Raw genomic sequence first — 22,503 nt, forward strand, 5'->3', positions numbered from 1 at the left:
AGAAAATTAAAAACCGCTAGAATCATCAAGATCACCAAAGCTGCATCCGCCAGCAATAATGTGTATACATAATGCACATGAGCAAAAAAGACCCGGTCAAAATGAACACATCTTCGACCTCCCGCTATCGTCTCGGCATCAGCAGTCTACAACGCACCCTGCTGCTGTTCGTGGTCCTGCCACTGGTACTGTTCACCGCCCTGGGCATTCGTTTCGGGCTGGGCCAGGCCAGTCAGTTCCAGGAAAAACGCCTGAAGAACGACCTGGAGCTGATCGGTCGAGCCATCAGCATTCCGGTGGGGACCGCCCTGGACAAGGGCGACATGCACGCGGTGGAACTGGCACTGGGCTCGGTATTCGTGCTCGGTGAGGTGTATGGCGCCTCGGTGTTCGATGTCGCCGGCAACCGCATCGCCTCGGCCGGCATTACCGAGACCGACCTGAGCGGCACCACCATTCCCGATCGCATCCGTACCACCGGCGAAGGCCAGGAAGCCTTCAGCCGAGTCGCCGGGCGCAGCCTGTTCTCCCACTTCCTGCCGCTGTTCGATGCGGCCGGGCAGATCCAGGGGCTGATCCAGATCACCCGCCGCGCCAGCGACTTCGGCCATGCCCTGCAACAGCTGACCATCATCGCCTGGCTGGTCTGGGGCTCGTTCAGCCTGGTGATCCTCGCCGGGGTGCTGCTCGGCCATTACGGCGGTGTCGGGCGCCATGTCGACAAACTGCTCGAACACATGCAACGGGTCGCCGGAGGCGAGCTGTCGCACCGCGCCGCGCTGGATGGGCCGAGCGAAGTGGCCAACCTGGCCCGCGGCCTGAACCGCATGCTCGACAGCATCGAGCAGGCGCACCGCGACCTGGATGAACATCGCGCAGCGGAAACCCAGCTGGTAGCGCGGCTCAAGGATAACGAGAAGATGGTCGCCATCGGCAGCATGGCCCGTGGTATCGCCCATGAACTTGGCGCCCCGCTGAGCGTGATCGATGGCCGCGCCAGGCGCCTGGAACGTTCCGGCAGCCTCGACCCGCAACAGCTGCGCAACGTCGAAGGCATCCGCAGCCAGGTCGGACGCCTGACCCGTACCGTACGCCAGTTGCTGGACTACTGCCGACCCGCCGCCACCCAGCCGCGGGAGCTGACGCCGGCGCTGCTGATCGAAGGCGTCATCGAAGCCATCCGCCCGGAGCTGGAAGCCGCCGAGCGCCAGTTGCAGACCCGTATCCCAGCGGAACTGCCGGCCTTCTGCGGCGATGCCGGACGCCTGGAACTGGCCCTGCTGAACCTGGTGCGCAACGCCCTGCAGGCCTCGACCAGCCAGATCGGCATCGCGGCCGAGGCGGACGCCGCCTGGCTGACCATCCGCGTCACCGATGACGGTCCCGGGCTGCCGCCGGAGCACGACCTGCCAACCCTGCTCGAACCCTTTTTCACCACCAAGTCACCCGGCGAGGGCACCGGCCTGGGCCTGGCCATAGTGCAGGCCGTCGCCGAAGAACATGGCGGTCGCCTGGAGCTGGTCAATAGCGCCGGCGGTGGTTGCGAAGCGCGCCTGCAACTGCCACTGACCGGCATCGCCGAGGAAGCCACAGCATGACCCATAGCGAACATATACTGCTGGTCGAGGACGATCGCGGCCTGCGTGAGCTGCTGCAGGAAGAGCTGGAAGCCGAAGGCTACCGGGTCAGCGCCTGCGCCGATGCCGAAACCGGCCTGCAGTTGCTACGCAGCCAGACGCCGGACCTGCTGGTCAGCGACCTGCGCCTGCCCGGCGCCGACGGCCTGAGCCTGCTGCCGGCGCTGCGCCAGTGCAGCACGCCACCAGCGGTGCTGATCATTACCGCGTTCGGCTCGGTGCAGCAGGCGGTCAAGGCACTGCAGGCCGGAGCCGATGACTTCCTGACCAAGCCGCTGGAGATGGATCACTTCCTGTTGACGGTTAGCCGCCTGCTGGAAAACCGCCGCCTGCGCAACGAGGTCCAGCACTACCGCAGCCTGCTGGCGGTGGAGCAGTTCAACGGCATCATCGGCCAGAGCCCGGCCATGCAGCAGCTGTTCCACCAGATCCGCCAGATCGCCTCCGCCGACGGTCCGGTCCTGGTGCAGGGCGAAAGCGGCACCGGCAAGGAACTGGTGGCCCGCGCCCTGCATGACCAGAGCAGCCGCCGGGACGGCCCCTACATGGTGGTCAACTGCGGCGGCATCCCCAGCGAGCTGATGGAGAGCGAGTTCTTCGGTCACGCCGCCGGCGCCTTCACCGGCGCTCGCCACCAGCGCGCCGGTCTGTTCCAGCAGGCCGACGGCGGCACCCTGCTGCTCGACGAACTCGGCGAAATGCCCCTGGCCTTGCAGGCCAAGCTGCTGCGGGTATTGCAGGACGGCAAGCTGCGCCCGGTGGGCAGCGACCACGAGATCCAGGTGGACGTGCGCATCATCGGCGCCACCAACCGCAACCTGACCGAGGCGGTGGCCGAAGGTGGCTTTCGCGAGGACCTGTTCTACCGACTGGAGACCTTCGCTTTGCAGGTACCACCGTTACGTGCGCGTGGCGAGGATATCCAGCGCCTGGCGGAATTCTTTCTGACCCGCTTCAACGCGCGTCAGCAACGCCGCATCAAGGGCTTCAGCGACGCGGCACTGGTGGCGCTGCAGCGCTACGCCTTCCCCGGCAACGTCCGCGAACTGCAGAATGCCGTGGAACGGGCGGCGACCTTCTGCGACACGGCGCTGATCGAGGTCCGTCACCTGCCCCAGCGCATCATCGAACAACCCACCGGGCAGGCGGCTCCGGTCACAGAGGACACAACCACCACGCCACTGCCCGGCAACAGCGACCCGGACGGCCTGCCGAGCCTGGAAACCGTGCAGCGCAACTATATTCATCAGGTGCTGCACGCCACCGGCGGCAACAAGCGCCGCGCCGCCGATATCCTCGGCATCACCCGGCGTACGCTGTATCGCTGGTTGGAGTGAGGTCGGCACTGATTGCCAGCTCGCTGGCGTAGCGCAGGCGCGCTACACCCCATACCGGGTTGTCGCGCGCCTGCGCGACGACATCCAGCGCTCCGCTCCCCGGAACAGGTGGGCTTTACAGTTTCTTTACCCAGCCGGCGCCCCGATTGACACTCGGCGTCGGTACACTGTGCGCCATTGCCCCATCTGCAGCAAAGGAATCTCTGTATGGCCTCATCCCGGCGTTTTCTATGGCTGTTCGCCGCCCTGGCGATCATTGCCGGATCGCTCTGGTATTTCTGGCTTGGCGCCAACAACAAGGCGCCCGAGCCGGTCACTGCCCCGGTCGAGCGGATCGATATAGAAGACAGCGTTACCGCCCTGGGCACCCTGGAGCCGCTCAACTATGTCGACGTCGGCACCCAGGTGTCCGGCCAGCTCAAGGTGCTGCACGTGATCGAGGGCGAGCAGGTAGAGGAAGGCCAGTTGCTGGCGGAAATCGATCCGACCATCTACCTGGCCAAGGTCGAGGCCACCGAGGCGCAGCTGGAAAACCTCAAGGCCCAGCTCACTGACCGCGAAGCCACCCAGGTGCTGGCACGCCTGCAGGCCGAGCGCCAGCGCAACCTGATCAAGCTCGATGCCACCAGCCAGGAATCGGTGGAACAGGCCGATGCCAGCCTGCGCTCGGCCACCGCGCAGATCGCTGCGCTCAAGGCACAGATCCGCCAGCTCGAATCCCAACTCAAGGAAGCCAGGGCCGATCTCAGCTATACCCGTATCTATGCACCGATGAGCGGCACCGTGGTCGACCAACTGGCCAACCAGGGCCAGACCCTGAACGCCAACCAGACCGCGCCGATCATCGTGCAGATCGCCGACCTGAGTACCATGACCGTGCGCACCCAGGTATCAGAGGCGGATATCACCCAGCTGCGAGTCGACATGCCGGTGTGGTTCACCACCCTCGGCCAGCCGGACGTGCGCCGTGAAGGCGTGCTCCGCCAGATCCTGCCGACCCCGGAAGTGGTCAACAACGTGGTGCTGTTCAATGCCCTGTTCGACGTGCCCAACCCGGATGGCAAGCTGCTGCCGCAGATGAGCGCCCAGGTATTCTTCGTCAAGGCCGCCGCCGAGGGCGCACTCAGCGTGCCGGTGGCCGCCCTGCAACCCGCCGCCCGGCGTGCGCCGCAAGGGCCGGGTACAGGCGCCACCCGCAGTCCGCGTGGCAGCGCCGAACGTGGCGATCCCGCCGAAAGCGGCAAGCGCTACCGCGTACAGGTACTGGAGAACGGCCAGCCGCAGGAACGCATCATCAGCGTCGGGGTCATGACCCGGGTCAACGCCGAGGTACTGGACGGCCTCGCCGAAGGCGAGGAAGTGGTGATCTCCGGTGGGCAGCCCAGCGCTTCCGCACCCCAGCCCAACCGCCAGATGCGACCGAGATTCTGAGCATGGACCAGCCCCTGATCCGCCTTGAAGGCATCGGCAAGACCTACCGCAATGGCGAACTCTCGACCACGGTGCTGCGGGATGTGTCGCTGGATATCCATGCCGGCGAGTTCGTCGCCATCATGGGCGCCTCCGGCTCGGGCAAGTCGACCCTGATGCACCTGCTCGGCTGCCTCGACCAGCCGAGTACCGGACGCTACCTGTTCGAGGGCGAGGATATCGCCCGGCTCGACAGCGACCAGTTGGCCAGCCTGCGCAGCCGCACCTTCGGCTTCATCTTCCAGAGCTACCACCTGATCTCCTCGGCCAACGCCACCGAGAACGTGGAAGTACCGGCCATCTATGCCGGGCTGCCGCGCGACGTACGCCATGCCCGTGCCGAGCAGTTGCTGACCGGGCTGGGCCTGGGCGAGCGCCTGGGCAACCGGCCCAACCAACTGTCCGGTGGCCAGCAGCAACGGGTGTCCATCGCCCGCGCATTGATGAACGACGCGCGCATCCTGCTGGCCGACGAACCCACCGGCGCGCTGGACAGCAAGAGCGGCAGCGACGTGCTGCAACTGCTCAAGGACCTGCACGCCAAGGGCAAGACCGTCATCGTCATCACCCACGACCGTGAAGTGGCCAACCATGCCGACCGACTGATCGAGATCCGCGACGGTCGCATCATCCATGACAGCGGGCGCAAGCCGAGCAACCAGGTCAGCGCCGAGGCCGCACCGCCGCCTCCGCCGCGCAAGCAGGGGCTGGCCGCCTTCGGCGACACCAACGAAGCGATACGCATGGCCCTGCGCGCACTGCGCGCTAACCTGTTCCGCACCATCCTGACCCTGCTCGGCATCGTCATCGGGGTAGCCTCGGTGGTGGTGATGCTGGCGGTCGGCAATGGCGCGCGCCAGGATGTGATCGAGCGCATCAGCGACATGGGTACCAACCTGCTGCTGGTCCGCCCCGGTGCGCCGAATACCCGGCGCTCGGCCGACGGCAGCACCAACACCCTGACCCCGGAGGATGCGCTGGTCGCCGCGCGCATCGACAACGTCGTCGCCGCCGTGCCCGAGGCCGATACCCGTGCCACAGTGCGCGCCGGCAACACCGATGCACAGACGCAGGTCACCGGCACCACCGCCGACTACGTGGTGGCCAAGAACTGGCCGCTGGCCTCGGGGGTGTTCATCAACGACGAGGACAACAGCCGCTACGCTGCGGTGGCGGTGATCGGCCGCACCGTGGCCAGCAACCTGTACGGTGACAGCGATCCGCTGGGTCAGTACATGCTGATTCGCAACGTGCCCTTCCTGATCATCGGCGTCATGCAGGAAAAGGGCGCCACGCCCTGGGGCCAGGATCAGGACGACATTGTCTTCGTACCGCTGAATACTGCCAGCAACCGGCTGATCGGCTCGCGCCACCTGAGCAACATCAGCGTGCTGATCGATGACCTCAGGCTGTCCGACGCCACCCAGGAAGCGGTACGCCAGGCGGTGCTGGCCAACCACGCCGGGGTCGAGGATTTCCAGATCCGCAACATGGCATCCTTGCTGGAGAACGTGGCCAGTACGCAGAATACCTTTACCGTGCTGCTCGGCTCGATTGCTGCCATTTCGCTGCTGGTCGGCGGTATCGGGGTGATGAACATCATGCTGGTGAACGTCTCCGAACGCACCCGGGAGATCGGCATCCGCATGGCTACCGGCGCACGCACGCGCAACATCCTGCAGCAGTTCATCGTCGAGGCCATGGTGGTCTCGGCCATCGGCGGTGCCATCGGCGTGGTGGTCGGCCTGGGCTTCGGCAGCATGCTGCAATACTTCGGTACGCCGATCCAGTTCACGGCCGGCCCGGTGCTGCTGGCCTTCGGCTGCGCCTTCGCGACCGGTCTGATCTTCGGTTTCATGCCCGCCCACAAGGCGGCACATCTTGACCCAGTGGTGGCCCTCAGTGCGGACTAGAACTTCCCTGACCCTGGCCCTCGGCATCGCCCTGCTGAGCGGCTGCAGCCTGTCCACGCCAGTACCGCAGAGCACGGTGCAGGCGCCCAGCCAATGGAATGCCAGCGCCGACTCGCTGGTCTGGCCACAGGCACAATGGTGGACCGAATACCAGGCGCCGCAGTTGTCCCGGCTGATGGCCCAGGCGCGCACCGGCAACCTCGACCTGGCCACCGCAGCTACTCGCCTGCTGCAGGCCGATGCACAGCTGCGCCAGAGCGGCGCCAGCCTGCTGCCCAGCGTGGACGGCAGTGCCAGCGGCCGACGCAGTGGCAACAGTGGCGACGGTGATGTCAGCAACAGCTTCGGCGCCACCCTCAGCGCCAGCTATGAGGTGGACTTCTGGGGTCGCAACCGCGCCGCGGTCGCAGCGGCCACCGCCAACCTGAATGCCAGCCGCTACGACCTGGAGGCGCTGGCCATCAGCACCGATGCCAGCGTCGCCAGCAGCTGGTTCCAGCTGGTGGAGAACCAGGCCCGCCTGCAACTGGCGCAGGACAACCTGGCCGCCGCCGAGCGGGTACTGGCGATCGTCGAGGCGCGCTACCGCTATGGCGCCGATGACAGCCTGGCGCTGAGCCAGCAGCGCGCACTGGTCGCCCAGTTGCGCGCCAACCTGCCGGCGCTGCAGCAGCAGACCCTGCAACTGCGCAACAGCCTGGCGCTGCTGCTGGGCCAGGGCCCGGACTTCGTACCGGGCAGCCTGCCGGAGATGGCCAGCATCCACGTACCCGAACCGGGCGCCGGTCTGCCCTCGGAACTGCTCAATCGGCGCCCGGACATCCGCGCCAGCGAACAGCGGCTGCTGGCGGCCAATGCCAACCTGACCGCCGCCCGCGCCGCGCTGTATCCGAGCATCCAGCTGACCGGCAGCTACGGCGCGCAGAGTTCGGTGCTCTCCGATCTGGTCAGCAACCCGCTGAACCCCTGGAGCCTGGCCGCCGGACTGACCCAGCCGATCTTCGACGGCGGGCGCCTGCGTGCCCAGGTCGAGATCAGCCAGGCCAGCCAGCAGGAAGCCCTGATCGGCTACCAACGGGCGATTCTCGATGCGCTGATCGATGCCGATACCGCCCTCGGCGCATTGCAGCAGGCGCGCCTGCAGTATCAGCTGCAGCAGGCCGCCACTGCCGAGGCGCAACTGGCCTTCGAACTGGCCGAGGCCCGCTACAAGGCCGGCGCCATCGACCTGCAGAACCTGCTCGATACCCAGCGCTCGTTCTTCCAGAGCCAGGACAGCCTGGTACAACAGCGCGCCGCCTGGCTGCAGGCCACGGTCGACCTGTTCCGGGCCCTGGGGGGCGGCTGGCAGGCGTTTTCCTGAGACTGCGAGAGCAGCGAGCCTTAAACATCGGGTTGTCGAGCATCTGCTCGACGACAGCCCCTTGCCCGCTCGGAGTCGGCGTAGCGCAGGCGCGCTACACCCCCAGGGTGGTGCTACGGGTTGTCGAGCACCTGCTCGACGACAAACTCCCTGCCCACTCGGAGCTGGCGTAGCGCAGGCGCGCTACACCCCCAGGGTGGTGCTACGGGTTGTCGAGCCCCTGCTCGACGACAACCCCCCTGCCCGCTCGGAGTTGGCGTAGCGCAGGCGCGCTACACCCCGGGGTTGGGGCCCGGCAAATTGGCCAATCCTGCGCAAAAGCCAGTACCATGGGCAGCGAACCATCCGCATCAGCTTACGGGAGTGCCCATTGTCCGCCCTGCGCCTTGCCACCCTGGAACAACGCCATTTCCAGCTGCACAGCACACCGCTGCAGCAACTGGCCGAACACATGAACGGCCTGGATACGCTGTGCAAGACGCTCGGCGTGACGGCGCTGAGCCGCTTTGTCGATGTCACGGCCTTGGAGTTTTCCGCAGCCAGCGACCTGCTGCCCGCCGAGGACACCCCGCCGCAACCCGACCCGGAAACCGGCCTGCCGTGGAGCATCGAGGACATGGCCTGGTTCCCCATCAGTACCGGCATGATTACCCTCGAAGCACTCAGCGGCCACCTGCAACGCAACCGGCCGCGGGAAGTCTCCGGCGCCAACCACGCCCAGTTGCTCGACGCCCTGGCCTTCTGCGAAACCCAGCTGCGCCCGCTGGAAAGCGAGGGCGCGCAGTTCCATCTGGCAGCCGGCCACCAGGCTGGATAAGCCGGGACACTCGGCGGATATTTATCCGGCCAATGGACAAGCCAGTCGCCGCCTGATTTGTCATAGTGGACAGTGCCCGTCCCCCATGCCGGGCTCCACCATGACAAGAGCGGAGAACATCGCCATGCTGCAGACCGAACAACGCATCCTGGATGTCAACGACATCCAGCTCAGTGTCCACATTACCGGCCCGGAGCACGGCCAGCCGGTCTGGCTGCTGCATGGTTTCCCTGAATGCTGGTACTCCTGGCGCCACCAGATGCGCGCGCTGGCCGATGCCGGCTACCGGGTATTCGCCCCGGAGATGCGCGGCTATGGCCGCAGCAGCGCCCCGGCGGCGATCGAAGCCTATGACATCATCACCCTGTGCGGCGACATCCAGGCCGCCATGGATCACTTCGGGCAGACCCGGGTAGCCATGTTCGGACATGACTGGGGCGCCGTGGTCGCCTGGCACCTGGCCCTGCTCGAACCGCAGCGGGTGGCGGTCGTCTCGGGCATGTCGGTGCCCTTCGCCGGACGCCCCAGCAAGCCGGCGATCGAGGGTATGCGTGAACGTTTCAAGGACAAGTTCCTGTATATCCTGTATTTCCAGGAGCCCGGCCCGGCCGAAGCGGAACTGGAAGCCGATATCGAACGTACCCTGCGTATCCTCATGCATGGCCGGCCCAGCGCCGGGAATGGGCTGATCCAGGACAAGCCAGCCGACTCGCGCTGGCTGGACGACTACCAGGACCCGCAGAACCTGCCCGCCTGGTGCCCGCAGGAGGCCTTCGACGTGTATGTGGAGACCTTCATCGACAACGGCTTCCATGGCCCACTGAACTGGTACCGCAATTTCGAGCGCAACTTCGAGCGTACCGCCGAGCTGGCTGGTCGGCAGGTGGAACAGCCGGCGCTGTTCATCATCGGGGACCGTGACCCTGTGGCCACCCTGGAAGCCTATGCCATCGGCAAGATGCCCAGCGTGGTGCCGCGCGTCGAGCAGCATGTGATCGAGCGCTGCGGGCACTGGGTGCAGAGCGAGAAGCCGGAACAGGTGAATGCACTGGTGCTGGATTTCCTTGAACGACACTATCGCCAGCAACAGCCCTGAGCTCCCCGCAGGGATGCTGCCAATCGGGGCATAGGGCATGCTGCCTGTCGTCGCGCAGGCGCGCGATAACCCGATTCCTGCCGGGGAAGGCCCGCCTGCGTCGCTGGATGGTCTGCGGCCTTATCGAGAGCACTCCCCTGCATGCAGGCAAAGCGTTCCCCGGGTTGTCGCGCGCCTGCGCGACGACAGCACAACGCCACCCGACCTGCAGACCTGGCCCCGCCCCGGCCAAACCGGTATAGTACGCGCCGTCGCCATTCCGGCGACATGGGTTCCCTAACCCCATCGATCAAAAAGGTGATCTCATGTATCCCGTATCGCCCACGCGCTGGCGCCTGGCCCTGTCGTGCCTTATCGCGTTCCATATTTCCATCATCATTGCCAGCAACTACCTGGTGCAGCTGCCCATCACCCTGCTGGGCTGGCATACCACCTGGGGCGCGTTCAGCTTCCCGTTCATCTTCCTGGCGACCGATCTGACCGTGCGCCTGCTCGGCAAGCAGGCGGCGCGGCGGGTCATCGCGCGGGTCATGCTGCCGGCGCTGGTGGTGTCTTATATCGTCTCGGTGCTGTTCCAGGAGGGCGCATTCCGTGGCTTCGATGCGCTGGCCCAGTTCAACTCCTTCGTCCTGCGCATCTCGCTGGCGAGCTTCCTCGCCTATGTCGTCGGCCAGTTGCTGGACATCCAGGTATTCGACCGTCTGCGCAAGCTCCAGCAGTGGTGGATAGCGCCCAGTGCAGCGATGATCGTCGGCAACCTGATCGATACCTTCGTATTCTTCAGCGTGGCGTTCTGGCGCAGCAGCAACGAGTTCATGGCCGCCAACTGGATCGAGATCGCCGCCGTCGACTACGTCATCAAGCTGGGGATCAGCCTGATGCTGTTCGTGCCGCTGTACGGCATCGTGCTCAACGCCATCCTGCAGTTGCTCGCCGGGCGCAGGACCGCTGCGGCCTGAGAGTACGCCGGCACTGCTTCAGTGACTGCCAGGCACCAGGCGTAGCGCAGGCGCGCTACACCCCATGGTCTCCCTGACAGCGGCACTCCACCATGACCCGGCTCTTCTCGAGTGCCCCCATCAGTGAACCAGGCACAAGATCGGGGTGTAGCGCCCCTGCGCTACGCCTGCGACCTCGCAGCCACACAACAATCCGCGCAGAATGCCACCTGCGCCACAATTCCCGCCGCCTCTGCTTGTCTGAACGCCCCGACTTCCTAGACTGCGATGGTGTTCAACCAGCAGGGACGCGGTCATGGCGTACAGCAAGCACTTGTGGATTCTATGGATCTGGGCCGGGATCGCCGGCGCCCAGTGCCCGGAGTGGCCGCAGCAGCAGGCGCAAACGGAGCTGGACCAGCTCGCGAGCCAGATCGAACGATGGGACCAGGCCTATCATGAGCGGGGCCAGTCACTGGTCGCCGATGAGATCTACGACCAGGCCCTGATCCAGCTGCGCCAGTGGCAGGACTGCTTTGGCGTCCAGCCGACCGCCGGTTACCAAGCACGCGCCGGCAAGCAGGCCCATCCTGTGGCGCAGACCGGACTGGCCAAGATCCACACTCGGGCCCAGGCGCAGCGCTGGATAGCCAATCGCGCTGACTTGTGGATACAACCCAAGGTAGATGGCGTGGCGGTCACGCTGGAATACCGTCAGGGCCGCCTGCTGCGGGCCATCAGCCGCGGCAACGGCTGGCAGGGGCAGGACTGGACCGCCACTGCGCAAGCGCTGCCGGCGGTGCCGCAGCACTGGCCAGAACCCCGCGATCTGGTACTGCAGGGTGAGCTGTACTGGCGCCTGAACGGGCATGTGCAGTCCCGCGACGGCGGCGCCGGTGCGCGCAGCCGGATAGCCGGACTGATGAACCGCCAGCAACTGGACGAGCAGGAGCGGGCCCGAATCGGCCTGTTCGTCTGGGACTGGCCCGACGGGCCGGCAGCGATGCCGGAGCGGCTGGCCCAGCTGAGCGCAGCCGGCCTCGACAGCGCCCGCTATACCCTGCCGGTGCACGACCTGCCCAGTGCCCAGAGCCTGCGCCAGCAATGGCTCGACCAGCCGCTGCCGTTCGCCACCGATGGTGTGGTGCTGCGCCAGGGCCAGCGGCCGCCGGGCGCACAATGGCAGGCCTCACCGCCCTTCTGGGCGGTGGCCTGGAAGCATCCGGCGCAGCTGGCGCTGGCCCGGGTGCAACAGATCGATTTCACCATTGGCCGCAGCGGTCGCATCACTCCGGTGCTGCGCCTACAGCCGGTGCAGCTCGATGACAGGCGCGTCAGCCGGGTCAGCCTGGGCTCGCTGCAGCGCTGGAAAACCCTCGATGTGGTGCCCGGCGACCTGGTGTCGATACGGCTGTCCGGCCAGGTGATCCCACAGTTCGAGCAGGTGGTCAGCCGCACCGCGGAACGCAAGCCGCCCGCCGCACCAGTGCCCGGGCGCTATCACGCGCTCAGTTGCTGGAGTCTGGAGGACGGTTGTCGTGAGCAATTCCTGGCCCGTCTGTCCTGGCTGAGTGGGCGCCAGGGGCTGGATCTGCCGGGTGTCGGCCCCGGCGCTTGGAAGTGCCTGGCCGACACGGGCAGTCTGCACGGCTTACTCGATTGGCTGGCGCCACAGACAGTGCCGAACCAGTGCGGGGCGAAGCTGGCCGAGCGCCTGCAAGCAGCACGCGAGCGAGGTTTCCAGCAGTGGCTGCGGGCATTGGGCATGCCGCCGGCCGGAAATGCCGGGCTGGCGGCGGACTGGACCACTCTCGCCGCCCGCAGCCCGGCCGACTGGCAGACACAACCGGGCGTTGGCACGCAGCGCGCCCGGCAACTGGCGGCCTTCTTCAACCACCCGCCACTGGCGGCACTGCGCGAACAACTGGCCAGCGCCGGCGTCGACGGCTTCGCCGGGCCGGCTACTCCGCGGTGAGGTAGGACGAGCGCGTCAGCCCCAGGCGCAGGGTATCCAGATAGCGTGCCCGTTCCGCCGGACTCAGGCGCGCGCCGGCAACCTTGTCGCGGTAGCGCGAGACCAGCTCGTCCGGCTCGAAGTGCACGTAGCGCAGCATGTCCTCGATGGTATCGTGGGTCTCGATGCCACCGTGCACCACCCGGCCATCCTCCAGCTGGTAGATGTTCACCGAGTCGGTATCGCCGAACAGGTTGTGCATGTCGCCGAGAATCTCCTGGTAGGCACCGACCATGAAAATCCCCAGCAGGTAGTCCTCGCCCTCACGCAACTCGTGCACCGGCAGACTGTTCTCGATGCTTTGCTCATCCACGTAGTGGCGGATCTTGCCGTCGGAGTCACAGGTCAGGTCCTGCAGCACCGCACGGCGCAGAGGCTCCTCATCCAGCCGGTTGAGTGGCACTATCGGCAGCACCTGGTCGATCGCCCAGGTATCGGGCAGGCTCTGGAATACCGAGAAGTTGCAGATGTACTTGTCCGCCATCTTGTCGTTGAGTTCGTCCAGCACCTGGCGATGCGAGCGCTGGCGCGCCTTGAGCAGCGCATGCAGGCGGTTGCACAGGGCGAAGTAGCACTGCTCGGCCAGCGCCTTCTGCGACAGCGTCAGCTTGCCCTCCGCATACTGCCCGGCCACATCGCTCAGGTAGTGGGTGGCGCGCCAGTAGGTCTCGGTGACCATCTCGATATCGGTCTGGCCCAGCAGCCCGACCAGGGCACGGATCACCTGCGGCTGCTGCTCCAGATCGTCGATCGGCGGTACGGTATCGTTATGCCGCTCGACATCGGTCACCTGCACCACCAGCAGCGCGTGGTGGGCGGTCATCGCCCGTCCGCTCTCGGAGAAGATATGCGGATGCGGCAACCCCTGCTCCTCGCAGAACTCGCGCAGCATCAGCACCACGGTGCGGGCATATTCCTGGATGTCGTAATTGATCGAACTGGCATTGCGCGAGTGGGTACCGTCGTAGTCCACCCCCAGCCCGCCACCCACGTCGATATGATCGACCGGCAGCCCAAGCGCCCGCAGCTCGCCGAAGTAGCGGATCGCCTCGCGGAAGCCGTACTGGTAGTCCGCCAGGTTGGCGATCTGCGAGCCCATGTGGAAATGCAGCAGGCGCACCCCGGCCTCCAGTCCAGCACCGCGGAACTGCTCGACTACCCGCAGCAACTGGGCGGCGGACAGCCCGAACTTGGACTTCTCGCCGCCGGTGTCGGCCCATTTACTCGAGGCCAGCGAGGACAGCCGCACCCGCAGACCGACCTGCGGCGTCAGTGCCAGTGCCGCCGCCTCCTCGATCACCAGCGCCACCTCCGATTCCTTCTCGATGACGATGAACACGTTATGCCCGAGCTTCTGCCCGAGCAGCGCCAGGCGGATGAATTCGCGGTCCTTGTAGCCGTTGCAGACGATGGTGCCACCCTTGGGCGCCAGCGCCAGCACCGCCATCAGCTCGGGCTTGGAACCGGCCTCCAGACCGATGGCCACATCCTCGGTGGCGATGATGTTCTTCACCACCGCCTCCTGCTGGTTGACCTTGATCGGGTACAGCGCGGTGTAGTCACCGGCGTAACCCAGCTCGGCAATGCTGCGGTCGAAGGCGCCGGTCAGCTGACGCACACGGTCCTGCAGGATATCCGGAAAGCGCAGCAGCAGAGGCAGGTCCAGCCCGCTGTCACGCAGCTGGATGACCAACTGGTGCAGGTCGATCGGTGCATCCACACCGGCCCGCGGTCTGACCTCGACATTGCCGCCGTCATTCACGTTGAAATAGCCCGCTCCCCAATGGCGTATGCCATAGACACTACGACTGTCTGCAACCGTCCAGGCGGAAGCATCCTCTTTACGCGAACGCCGCGGTGACACCATTAAAAACTCCTTGGGCTAGATCTATCTGCATCTGAGCATAAACCAGTTTCCCCTTGGTGGACCGCTTTTACCCCACCGCGTTCAGCGCAAAGATTTTTTCAGCCCGGTGAATCGACCTTCCCGAGGGCCGAAAACGGTACCTGCAGGAACTTGCGCAGGGCCTATAGGCATGGGGGTTACAGCCACTTTCTCGATAAATACATAACAGCTGTAAATATAAGCGCATAACGAGCCATAGCTCACAAGCCATGTAAATTGCGGGTTGTTCTCATTTTTTGGATGTGTTTATTATAAAAATGAATTTACAAGTAAATATCAGAGCACATGTCTTCCAAAACCTTTTCGCTACGCCAACCGCGAGCGACCGATGGATACGCCCTCAACCAGTTGGTCGAGCGCTGCCCTCCCCTGGATACCAATTCCGTCTATTGCAACCTGCTGCAGTGCACCGATTTCGCCGCCACCTCCATCGCCGCCGAGAACAGCGAGGGTGAGCTGGTCGGCTTCATTTCCGGCTATCGCCCCCCGGCGCGTCCCGACACCCTGTTCGTCTGGCAGGTGGCGGTGGACAGCCGCATGCGTGGCCAGGGCCTGGGGCTGAGCATGTTGCTGGGCCTGGTTCAGCGCACCGCCGTCGACGGCGTGCGCTGGCTGGAGACCACCATCTCCCCCGGCAACGGCGCCTCCGAGGCGCTGTTCGCCAAAGCCTTCCGCCGGCTCGGCGTCGAGGCGCGCACCCAGGTGCTGTTCAACCGCGCCACCCATTTCCAGGGCCAGCATGATGATGAAGTGCTGTATCGCGCCGGTCCTTTCGCACCCTCTGCACAACTTGCTCATTTTGCTCATTCCGAGAATCAGGAGACTGCATGAACACCTTCGCCCAGTTCGAACAACACGAGTCCGGTATTCGCAGCTACTGCCGTTCCTTCCCCGTCATCTTCAACCAGGCCCGCGGTGCCGAGCTGATCACCCGTGACGGCAAGTCCTACATCGACTTCCTCGCCGGTGCCGGCACGCTGAACTATGGCCACAACCATCCGGTGCTGAAGAAGGCGTTGATCGACTATCTGGAAAATGATGGCCTGACCCATGGCCTGGACATGTATTCGGATGCCAAGGAACGCTTTCTGGAAACCTTCCACCGGGTCATCCTCGACCCGCGCGGCCTCGGCGACTACGTCGTGCAGTTCAGCGGCCCGACCGGAGCCAACTCGGTCGAAGCGGCACTGAAGCTGGCACGCAAGGTCACCGGCCGCAGCAACGTCATCAGCTTCACCAACGGCTTCCACGGCTGCACCGTCGGTGCCCTGGCCGCCACCGGCAACCAGCACCATCGCGGCGCCGCCGGCGTACCGCTGACCGACGTCAGCCGCATGCCCTATGCCAACTACTTCGGCGACAAGGTCAACACCATCTCGATGATGGACAAGCTGCTCAGCGACCCGAGCAGCGGCGTGGACAAACCGGCCGCGGTGATCGTCGAAGTGGTCCAGGGCGAAGGTGGCCTGAACGCCGCCTCGGCCGACTGGATGCGCAAGCTGGAGAAACTCTGCCGCAAGCACGACATGCTGCTGATCGTCGATGACATCCAGGCCGGCTGCGGTCGCACCGGCAGTTTCTTCAGCTTCGAGGAAATGGGCATCAAGCCGGACATCATCACCCTGTCCAAGTCGCTGAGCGGCTTCGGCCTGCCGTTCGCCATCGTGGTCATGCGCCGCGAACTGGACCAGTGGGAGCCGGGCGAGCACAACGGCACCTTCCGTGGCAACAACCACGCCTTCGTCACCGCCGCCGCCGCGCTGGAGCACTTCTGGACCAGCGATGAGTTCGCCGCCAGCGTCAAGGCCAAGGGCACGCTGATCCGCGAGCGCATGCAGAAGATCGTCCGCCGCCATGGCCCCGACTCCCTGTTCGTCAAGGGCCGCGGCATGATGATCGGCATCAGTTGCCCGGACGGCGACACCGCCGCCGCCATCTGCGCCGAGGCCTTCGCCAATGGCCTGGTCATCGAGACCAGCGGCAACCACAGCCAAGTGGTCAAGTGCCTGTGCCCGCTGGTCATCAGCGAACAGCAGATCACCCGGGCAATGGACATTCTCGACGCGGCCTTCGCCAAGGTCATGGCCGCGGACGTCACCAACAAGGCATCCTGAGGAAACGTAAAGAACATGATCGTACGTCAACTGAAAGACTGTGAAGCATCCGAGCGCAAGGTGGTTACCGAGACCTGGGACAGCACCCGGATGATCCTGAAGGAAGACAAGATGGGCTTTTCCTTCAACATCACCACCATTTACGCCGGCAGCGAGACCCACATCCACTACCAGAACCACCTGGAGTCGGTGTACTGCATGAGCGGCAATGGCGAGATCGAGACCATCGCCGACGGCAAGATCTACAAGATCGAGCCGGGCACCCTGTACATCCTCGACCAGCACGACGAGCACCTGCTGCGCGGCGGCACCGAGGACATGAAAATGGCCTGCGTATTCAACCCGCCGCTGTCAGGCCGCGAAGTGCATGATGAAAACGGTGTCTACCCCGCCGATCTGAGCGCCGAACCGGCATAGGAGAAGCAATGACCATCGTGCAAGCTGACCTTTACCCGTCACGCCAGCACAACCACCCCAGCTGGCAGCAACGGTTGGAACCGATCACCTACCGCAGGGACGTGCGCAACGCACCACTGAGCGAAGAACAACTGTCGCGCTTCGAGCGCGACGGTTTCCTGGTGCTGGACAAGGTGTTCAGTGCCGCAGAGGTGGCACTGTTCAAGGATGAACTCGAGCGCATGCGGCATGACCCTGCGGTGCTGCAGGCCCCCACCGCCATCCGTGAACCGGACAGCGGCGCGCTGCGCTCGGTGTTCGCCATCCACCGCAGCAACCCGCTGTTCGCCCGGGTGGCGCGGGACCAGCGCACCGCCGGGCTGATCCGCTACCTGCTTGATGGCGACCTCTACGTCCACCAGTCCAGGCTGAATCTCAAGCCGGGCTTCAAGGGCAAGGAGTTCTACTGGCACTCCGATTTCGAGACCTGGCATACCGAGGACGGTCTGCCGCGCATGCGCACCATCAGCTGTTCGATACTGCTGACCGACAACCAGCCCTGGAACGGGCCGCTGATGCTGATCCCCGGCTCGCATCGGCACTACATCGGCTGCGTCGGCCAGACCCCGGAGAATCACTACGAGAAGTCCCTGCGCAGGCAGGAGTTCGGTATCCCGGACGATGACAGCCTCGCCGAACTGGTCGAGCGCTACGGTATCGCCCAGGCCACCGGCATGGCCGGCAGCGTGGTGCTGTTCGACTGCAACACCCTGCACGGCTCCAACAGCAATATCACCCCCAGCCCGCGCAGCAACCTGTTCTTCGTCTACAACCACGTGGACAACCAACCCATCACACCCTTCGACGGCATGCCGCCACGCCCGGAGTTCGTTGCCGAGCGTGGGCCGATCGAACCACTGCAGATCGGCCCGCAGCGATATCTGTGAGCGGAGCTGACATCCATCAGAAAAAAGATAGGAAATCATGCATACAGTAGAAAAGATCGGCGGCACCTCGATGAGCCGCTTCGATGAAGTCCTCAGCAGCATATTCATTGGCCAGCGCCGCAACAGCGACCTATACAACCGCATCTTCGTGGTCTCGGCTTACGGCGGCATGACCAACCTGCTGCTGGAACACAAGAAGAGCGGCGAGCCCGGCGTCTACGAACGCTTCGCCGACGCACACAACGAGGACGCCTGGCTGGAGGCGCTGGAACAGGTACGCACCAGCATGCTGGCGAAGAATGCCGAGCTGTTTGCCGGCGATTACGAGCGCCAGGCCGCCGACCGCTTTATCGGTGGGCGCATCAATGATGCCCGCGACTGCATGCTCAACCTGCAGCAGCTGTGCTCCTATGGTCATTTCCAGCTCGGTGGCCACCTGATGAAGGTGCGCGAGATGCTCGCCTCGCTGGGCGAGGCGCACAGCGCCTTCAACACCGTGCTGGCACTGAAGAAAAGCGGCGTCCAGGCCCGCCTGGTCGATCTGACCGGTTGGGACCAGCAGGAACCGAAGACCTTCCAGGACATGATCGCCGACAGCTTCGCCGGCATCGATTTCACCCGCGAGCTGGTGGTCGCCACCGGCTACACCCACTGCAGCGAAGGGCTGATGAACACCTTCGACCGCGGCTACAGCGAGATCACCTTCGCCCAGATCGCCGCCGGCACAGGCGCCGCCGAGGCCATCATCCACAAGGAATACCACCTGTCCAGCGCCGACCCGAACCAGGTCGGCGTGGACAAGGTGGTGACCATCGGCCGCACCAACTATGACGTCGCCGACCAGTTGTCGAACCTCGGCATGGAGGCGATCCACCCCAAGGCCGCCCGCACCCTGCGCCGAGCCGGCATCCAGCTGCGCATCAAGAATGCCTTCGAGCCGGACCACGGCGGCACCACCATCAGCCAGAACTACTGCAGCGAGAAACCCTGCGTGGAGATCATCGCCGGGCGCAAGGACGTGTTCGGGCTGGAGGTGTTCGACCAGGAGATGCTCGGCGACGTCGGCTATGACATCGAGATCACCCGCCTGCTCAAGCAGCTGAAGCTGTACGTGGTGAACAAGGATTCCGATGCCAACAGCATCACCTACTACACCTCCGGCTCACGCAAGATGATGAACCGCGCCATCCGCCTGATCCAGGAGCGCTATCCGATGGCCGAGGTGCATATCCATAACATCGCCATCGTCTCGGCCATCGGCTCCGACCTCAAGGTCAAGGGCATCCTGGCCAAGACCGTAGCGGCGCTGGCCGAGGCCGACATCAGCATCCAGGCCATCCACCAGTCGATCCGCCAGGTGGAGATGCAGTGCATCATCAACGAGGAGGACTACGACGCCGCCGTGGTCGCCCTGCACCGGGCGCTGATCGAACCGGAGAACCATGGGGATGTGATAGTGGCGGCCTGAGCGCCCGTTCCGTCTTCATTTAACCCCCGTCATCCTTCGCGAAGGCGAAGGATCCAGGGTGCAGGTTGGCCCGGAGTGCCCTGTGGATCCTTCGCCTTCGCGAAGGATGACGGGCAGAGAACAGCGCCACATGTTTTCAGGGAGAAACCACCCTGGATTACCCCACGGCGAGCAGAAACGCCCTCACCCGCTGCGCCGCCAGTTGCGAATGCTCCTGCATGAAGCAATGCCCGCCCGGCAACTGCTCGACGCTGACATGAGCATTCGCTGCCGCCAGGCGGGCGGCGGACTGGCGGACGAAGGGGTAGCTATGGTCACCGTGGATCAGCCGCACCGGTGTGCGTATCCGCCCCAGCGAACGCCATAATCCGCGCGGCCAGGACTCGAACACCTCGGCCTCACGCGCAGGCTCACAGCGCAGCACCACACCCTGCCCCGGCTCGTCACGCAGCGCATACTGAATATGCGCCCGCAATCCCGCCTCCTCCCAGCCACGAAAGATACCGCGCCCCTGGAACCGCTCGAACACCGCCTGGCGATCCGGCCACTGCTGCCGCCGGTTGCGCGCGCCCTCGGCCATCGGATTGCGCAGCAGCCAGCCGAACATATGCCGCAGCAGGATCTGACGACGCGGGAACAGCACCGGGTCGAGCAGCACCGCACGCTGGAAAAGCTGCGGGTGCGCCGCCAGGATCAGGCTGGTCAGCACGCCACCAAAGCTGTGGCCGGCGGCATACAGTGGCACCTCGCCGAATATCCCGCGACCGGCGACAAAGGCCTCCACCGCCAGTTCAGCATTGCGGTTCCAGCCAACGAAGGCACCGCCATGGTCACTCTCGCCATGGCCCTGCATATCGCACAGCCACAGATCGAAATGCTCGGCCAGTTGTGCCAGCACCGGCTCGTAGGTGCGGCAACAGAAGCCATTACCGTGAATGAAATGCAGCAACGGCTTGCCGCTGGGTGGCATGTGCCAGCCACGCAGGGTGAAGCCGGCGGAGGATGGGTGGGACCAGGGCAACAGCGTCATGTACGGAATACTTCCTGAAACGAGGTGCCCCAGTCTATTACGCAGCACCCGCTCTGTCAGGTTCACGCTGCGCTTATTGATGCCATGGATTATGCTGGCCAACCCAATCTTCACCAGGAGTCTCGATGCTGCATACCATCATACAAGGCCAGGGCTGGCCGCTGGTCTGGGGCCATGGGCAGATGAGCAGCATCGCCCAGGAGGATGCGGGCGGCTGGTTCCACCGCCCGGGAGCGGACCTGATCCGACGTATCCGTTACGACGCCTGCGGCCACGGTCACTCCCCCGGCAGCCGCGAAACAGCGCGCTATCGCTGGCCGCGGCTGGCGCAGGACATGCTGGAGGTTGCCCGGCGGCACAGCGGCCAGCCACGCTTTGCCCTGGGCGGCCAGTCGATGGGCTGCGCCAGCGCATTGCATGCCGCGGTAGCCGCACCCGACGAGGTCAGCCATCTGGTACTGGCGCTGCCACCCTGCGCCTGGCAGCAGCGCGCCGGTCAGGCCCGGCGCTCGCGGCAGATGGCAACACTGATCGCCCGACGCGGGCTGGCGTCACTGGCACGCCTGGCGGCGGGTGACTCCACCCTGCCGCCCTGGTTGCGCCAGGCCCAGCCACAACAGGCAGAACTGACCCGTGCAGCCATGGCGGCCTTCGATGCCGAGGTGCTGCAGGCGGTACTGCTCGGCGCCGCCGACTCCGACCTGCCGCCGCTGGAACGATTGCGTGAGCTGAAGATACCGACATTGATCCTGGCCTGGCACGACGACCCGCTGCACCCGATGCGCAGCGCCAAGCTGCTGGCCGGGCATCTACCGCAGGCGCAGCTGGTCATCGCCGATAACATGCAGGACCTGGCCGCCTGGCCCGGGCGGATCAGCCGGTTTGTCGCTTCAGCCCAGGAACTGTTCGAATAACACTGTGCCGCTCTCCACAGCATTATCCTCGGTGCAGGCGGTAATGCTGTTCACTCAACGCCGTCCCCTTTCCTCGTCATCCCTCGCCTCTCCCCGTCATCCTTCGCCTCTCCTCGTCATCCTTCGCTTCTTCCCGTCATCCTTCGCGAAGGCGAAGGATCCACAGATCACTCGGGGTTAGCCGGCACCCTGGATCCTTCGCCTTCGCGAAGGATGACGGGGAAAGGGGACGGGGAAAAACGAAGGCTGACGGCGCGCAGGATAACGGGGCTAACGCAGGATATAGTCGACGCTGGTCACCACCCGCACCTTCTTGGTCTCGGGAGTGTAGGGATCAACATCCTCGATACTGAAATAGCCCTGCGAGGCACGGCGGATGCTGCCTACCTCAGCGCCGGCATCGCGGGCGAACTGGTCCGCTGCGGCGCGAGCTTCCTGGGTGGCCAGGGCGATCATTTCCGGTTTGATCGCATTGAGCTGGGTGAAGATGAACTGCGGCTGATGCTCGTAGCTCTGGGTCAGCGCCACACCGGACTTGACCAGGTCACCGACGCTCTGCATGCCGCTCTTGACCCGCTCGATGTCGCTGGTGCGCACCAGCACGGTGACTTCGGCGCGGTAGCGCTGCGGCGGCATGTTCGAACCATACAGGTTGGCGTGCTGGTCGGTGATCTTCGGCATCGACAGCTGCAGATCCTCTTCAGCGAACCCCTTGAGCAGCAGGAACGAGCGGATCAGGTCCTGCTGGGTCTCGATATCACCCTGCAACACATCCAGGCCGTCGCCCATCACCGTGAAGTTGATCGGCCACAGCGCCAGATCCGCCTCCACCGTGCGCTCGGCCAGGCCCTTGACGCTGACCACCTTGTCGGCATCACGGAACTGCAGCAAGCCGGTCTTGATGCTCACCGCCATGAAAGCCAGCGCCAGCGCCAGCAGGGCTGCCGCCACCACGGCAAACAACGAAACCCGCGAATTGTCAGTCATCCAACCACCCCCATATTGCCGTTCGATCATTCATCACACTTTTGGGACCAGCTTCACTTCCCCGTCACCTGCCTCACTCCACCGTCATTGCGTATAGGGACTCCTCCCCGGTTGCAAGCTCCGATGGTTGAAAAACATAAAGCCGATGCGTGCGTA

General features: G+C 64.8%; 18 protein-coding genes. 15 read left to right on the top strand and 3 right to left on the bottom strand.

Annotated elements, in window-relative coordinates:
• The first annotated feature begins 101 nt into the window (after nt 1–101).
• The 9 genes from H6X51_RS04345 to ligB all read left to right on the top strand — a co-directional run bounded on the left by H6X51_RS04345 (nt 102) and on the right by ligB (nt 12,546).
• Entirely contained in the window at nt 102–1,598 is a 1,497-nt protein-coding gene (locus H6X51_RS04345) for a sensor histidine kinase (RefSeq protein ID WP_185266284.1), read from the top strand.
• Nucleotides 1,595–2,974: a sigma-54-dependent transcriptional regulator gene (locus H6X51_RS04350; RefSeq protein ID WP_185266285.1), complete on the top strand. Its 1,380-nt coding sequence runs from the start codon at nt 1,595–1,597 to the stop codon at nt 2,972–2,974. Before H6X51_RS04345 ends, H6X51_RS04350 begins: the two co-directional genes overlap by 4 nt.
• Nucleotides 2,975–3,181: 207 nt before the next feature.
• Nucleotides 3,182–4,405: an efflux RND transporter periplasmic adaptor subunit gene (locus tag H6X51_RS04355; protein ID WP_185266286.1), complete on the top strand. Its 1,224-nt coding sequence runs from the start codon at nt 3,182–3,184 to the stop codon at nt 4,403–4,405.
• 2 nt (nt 4,406–4,407) lie between these two features.
• Nucleotides 4,408–6,357 (top strand): MacB family efflux pump subunit, encoded by a 1,950-nt coding sequence (locus H6X51_RS04360; RefSeq protein ID WP_185266287.1) that lies wholly within the window; start codon nt 4,408–4,410, stop codon nt 6,355–6,357.
• Nucleotides 6,347–7,720 carry an efflux transporter outer membrane subunit gene (locus H6X51_RS04365; RefSeq protein ID WP_185266288.1) on the top strand — a complete coding sequence of 458 codons (1,374 nt, stop codon included), beginning with the start codon at nt 6,347–6,349 and terminating at the stop codon, nt 7,718–7,720. The genes H6X51_RS04360 and H6X51_RS04365 overlap by 11 nt, the downstream gene beginning before the upstream one ends.
• Nucleotides 7,721–8,090: 370 nt before the next feature.
• The gene (locus H6X51_RS04370; RefSeq protein ID WP_185266289.1) at nt 8,091–8,537 is read left to right on the top strand and encodes a hypothetical protein; all 447 of its coding nucleotides are present in this window, start codon (nt 8,091–8,093) and stop codon (nt 8,535–8,537) included.
• A 124-nt stretch (nt 8,538–8,661) separates the two neighbouring features.
• The gene (locus H6X51_RS04375; protein WP_185266312.1) at nt 8,662–9,633 is read left to right on the top strand and encodes an alpha/beta fold hydrolase; all 972 of its coding nucleotides are present in this window, start codon (nt 8,662–8,664) and stop codon (nt 9,631–9,633) included.
• A 305-nt stretch (nt 9,634–9,938) separates the two neighbouring features.
• A complete protein-coding gene (locus tag H6X51_RS04380) occupies nt 9,939–10,592 on the top strand; it encodes a 7-cyano-7-deazaguanine/7-aminomethyl-7-deazaguanine transporter (protein ID WP_185266290.1) in 654 nt (217 codons plus the stop codon).
• 295 nt (nt 10,593–10,887) lie between these two features.
• The gene (gene ligB, locus H6X51_RS04385; RefSeq protein ID WP_185266291.1) at nt 10,888–12,546 is read left to right on the top strand and encodes an NAD-dependent DNA ligase LigB; all 1,659 of its coding nucleotides are present in this window, start codon (nt 10,888–10,890) and stop codon (nt 12,544–12,546) included.
• On the opposite strand, the gene speA is transcribed toward ligB, so the two are convergent.
• A complete protein-coding gene (speA, locus tag H6X51_RS04390; protein ID WP_185266313.1) occupies nt 12,533–14,449 on the bottom strand; it encodes an arginine decarboxylase in 1,917 nt (638 codons plus the stop codon). The two genes, ligB and speA, sit on opposite strands and share 14 nt — an antisense overlap.
• Nucleotides 14,450–14,776: 327 nt before the next feature.
• Between speA and ectA the strand changes: the two genes are divergently transcribed.
• Genes ectA through H6X51_RS04415 form a run of 5 tightly spaced genes read left to right on the top strand, consistent with a single transcriptional unit; the run spans nt 14,777 to nt 19,416 of the window.
• A complete protein-coding gene (gene ectA, locus H6X51_RS04395; protein ID WP_185266292.1) occupies nt 14,777–15,322 on the top strand; it encodes a diaminobutyrate acetyltransferase in 546 nt (181 codons plus the stop codon).
• Entirely contained in the window at nt 15,319–16,605 is a 1,287-nt protein-coding gene (gene ectB, locus H6X51_RS04400) for a diaminobutyrate--2-oxoglutarate transaminase (protein ID WP_185266293.1), read from the top strand. The genes ectA and ectB overlap by 4 nt, the downstream gene beginning before the upstream one ends.
• Before the next feature lie 15 nt (nt 16,606–16,620).
• Complete coding sequence (locus tag H6X51_RS04405; protein WP_185266294.1) at nt 16,621–17,022, top strand: ectoine synthase; 402 nt, start codon at nt 16,621–16,623, stop codon at nt 17,020–17,022.
• Between the two features lie 8 nt (nt 17,023–17,030).
• Nucleotides 17,031–17,948, top strand: a complete 918-nt coding sequence (gene thpD / locus H6X51_RS04410; protein ID WP_185266295.1) for an ectoine hydroxylase — start codon at nt 17,031–17,033, stop codon at nt 17,946–17,948.
• A 37-nt stretch (nt 17,949–17,985) separates the two neighbouring features.
• Nucleotides 17,986–19,416, top strand: coding sequence for an aspartate kinase (locus tag H6X51_RS04415; RefSeq protein ID WP_185266296.1), 1,431 nt, complete (start codon nt 17,986–17,988; stop codon nt 19,414–19,416).
• Nucleotides 19,417–19,573: 157 nt separating this feature from the next.
• Here the strand turns inward: H6X51_RS04415 and H6X51_RS04420 are convergent, their stop codons facing one another.
• Nucleotides 19,574–20,446: an alpha/beta fold hydrolase gene (locus tag H6X51_RS04420; protein WP_185266297.1), complete on the bottom strand. Its 873-nt coding sequence runs from the start codon at nt 20,444–20,446 to the stop codon at nt 19,574–19,576.
• A gap of 125 nt (nt 20,447–20,571) precedes the next feature.
• On the opposite strand from H6X51_RS04420, the gene H6X51_RS04425 reads away from it, so the two are divergent.
• Nucleotides 20,572–21,360, top strand: coding sequence for an alpha/beta fold hydrolase (locus H6X51_RS04425; RefSeq protein ID WP_185266298.1), 789 nt, complete (start codon nt 20,572–20,574; stop codon nt 21,358–21,360).
• Between the two features lie 270 nt (nt 21,361–21,630).
• Here H6X51_RS04425 and H6X51_RS04430 read toward each other — a convergent pair whose 3' ends face one another.
• Complete coding sequence (locus H6X51_RS04430) at nt 21,631–22,347, bottom strand: SIMPL domain-containing protein (protein WP_185266299.1); 717 nt, start codon at nt 22,345–22,347, stop codon at nt 21,631–21,633.
• Between the last annotated feature and the right edge of the window lie 156 nt (nt 22,348–22,503).

Origin of the sequence: Halopseudomonas xiamenensis (assembly GCF_014219065.1) — a bacterium.
In the GTDB taxonomy this organism is placed as follows: domain Bacteria; phylum Pseudomonadota; class Gammaproteobacteria; order Pseudomonadales; family Pseudomonadaceae; genus Halopseudomonas; species Halopseudomonas xiamenensis.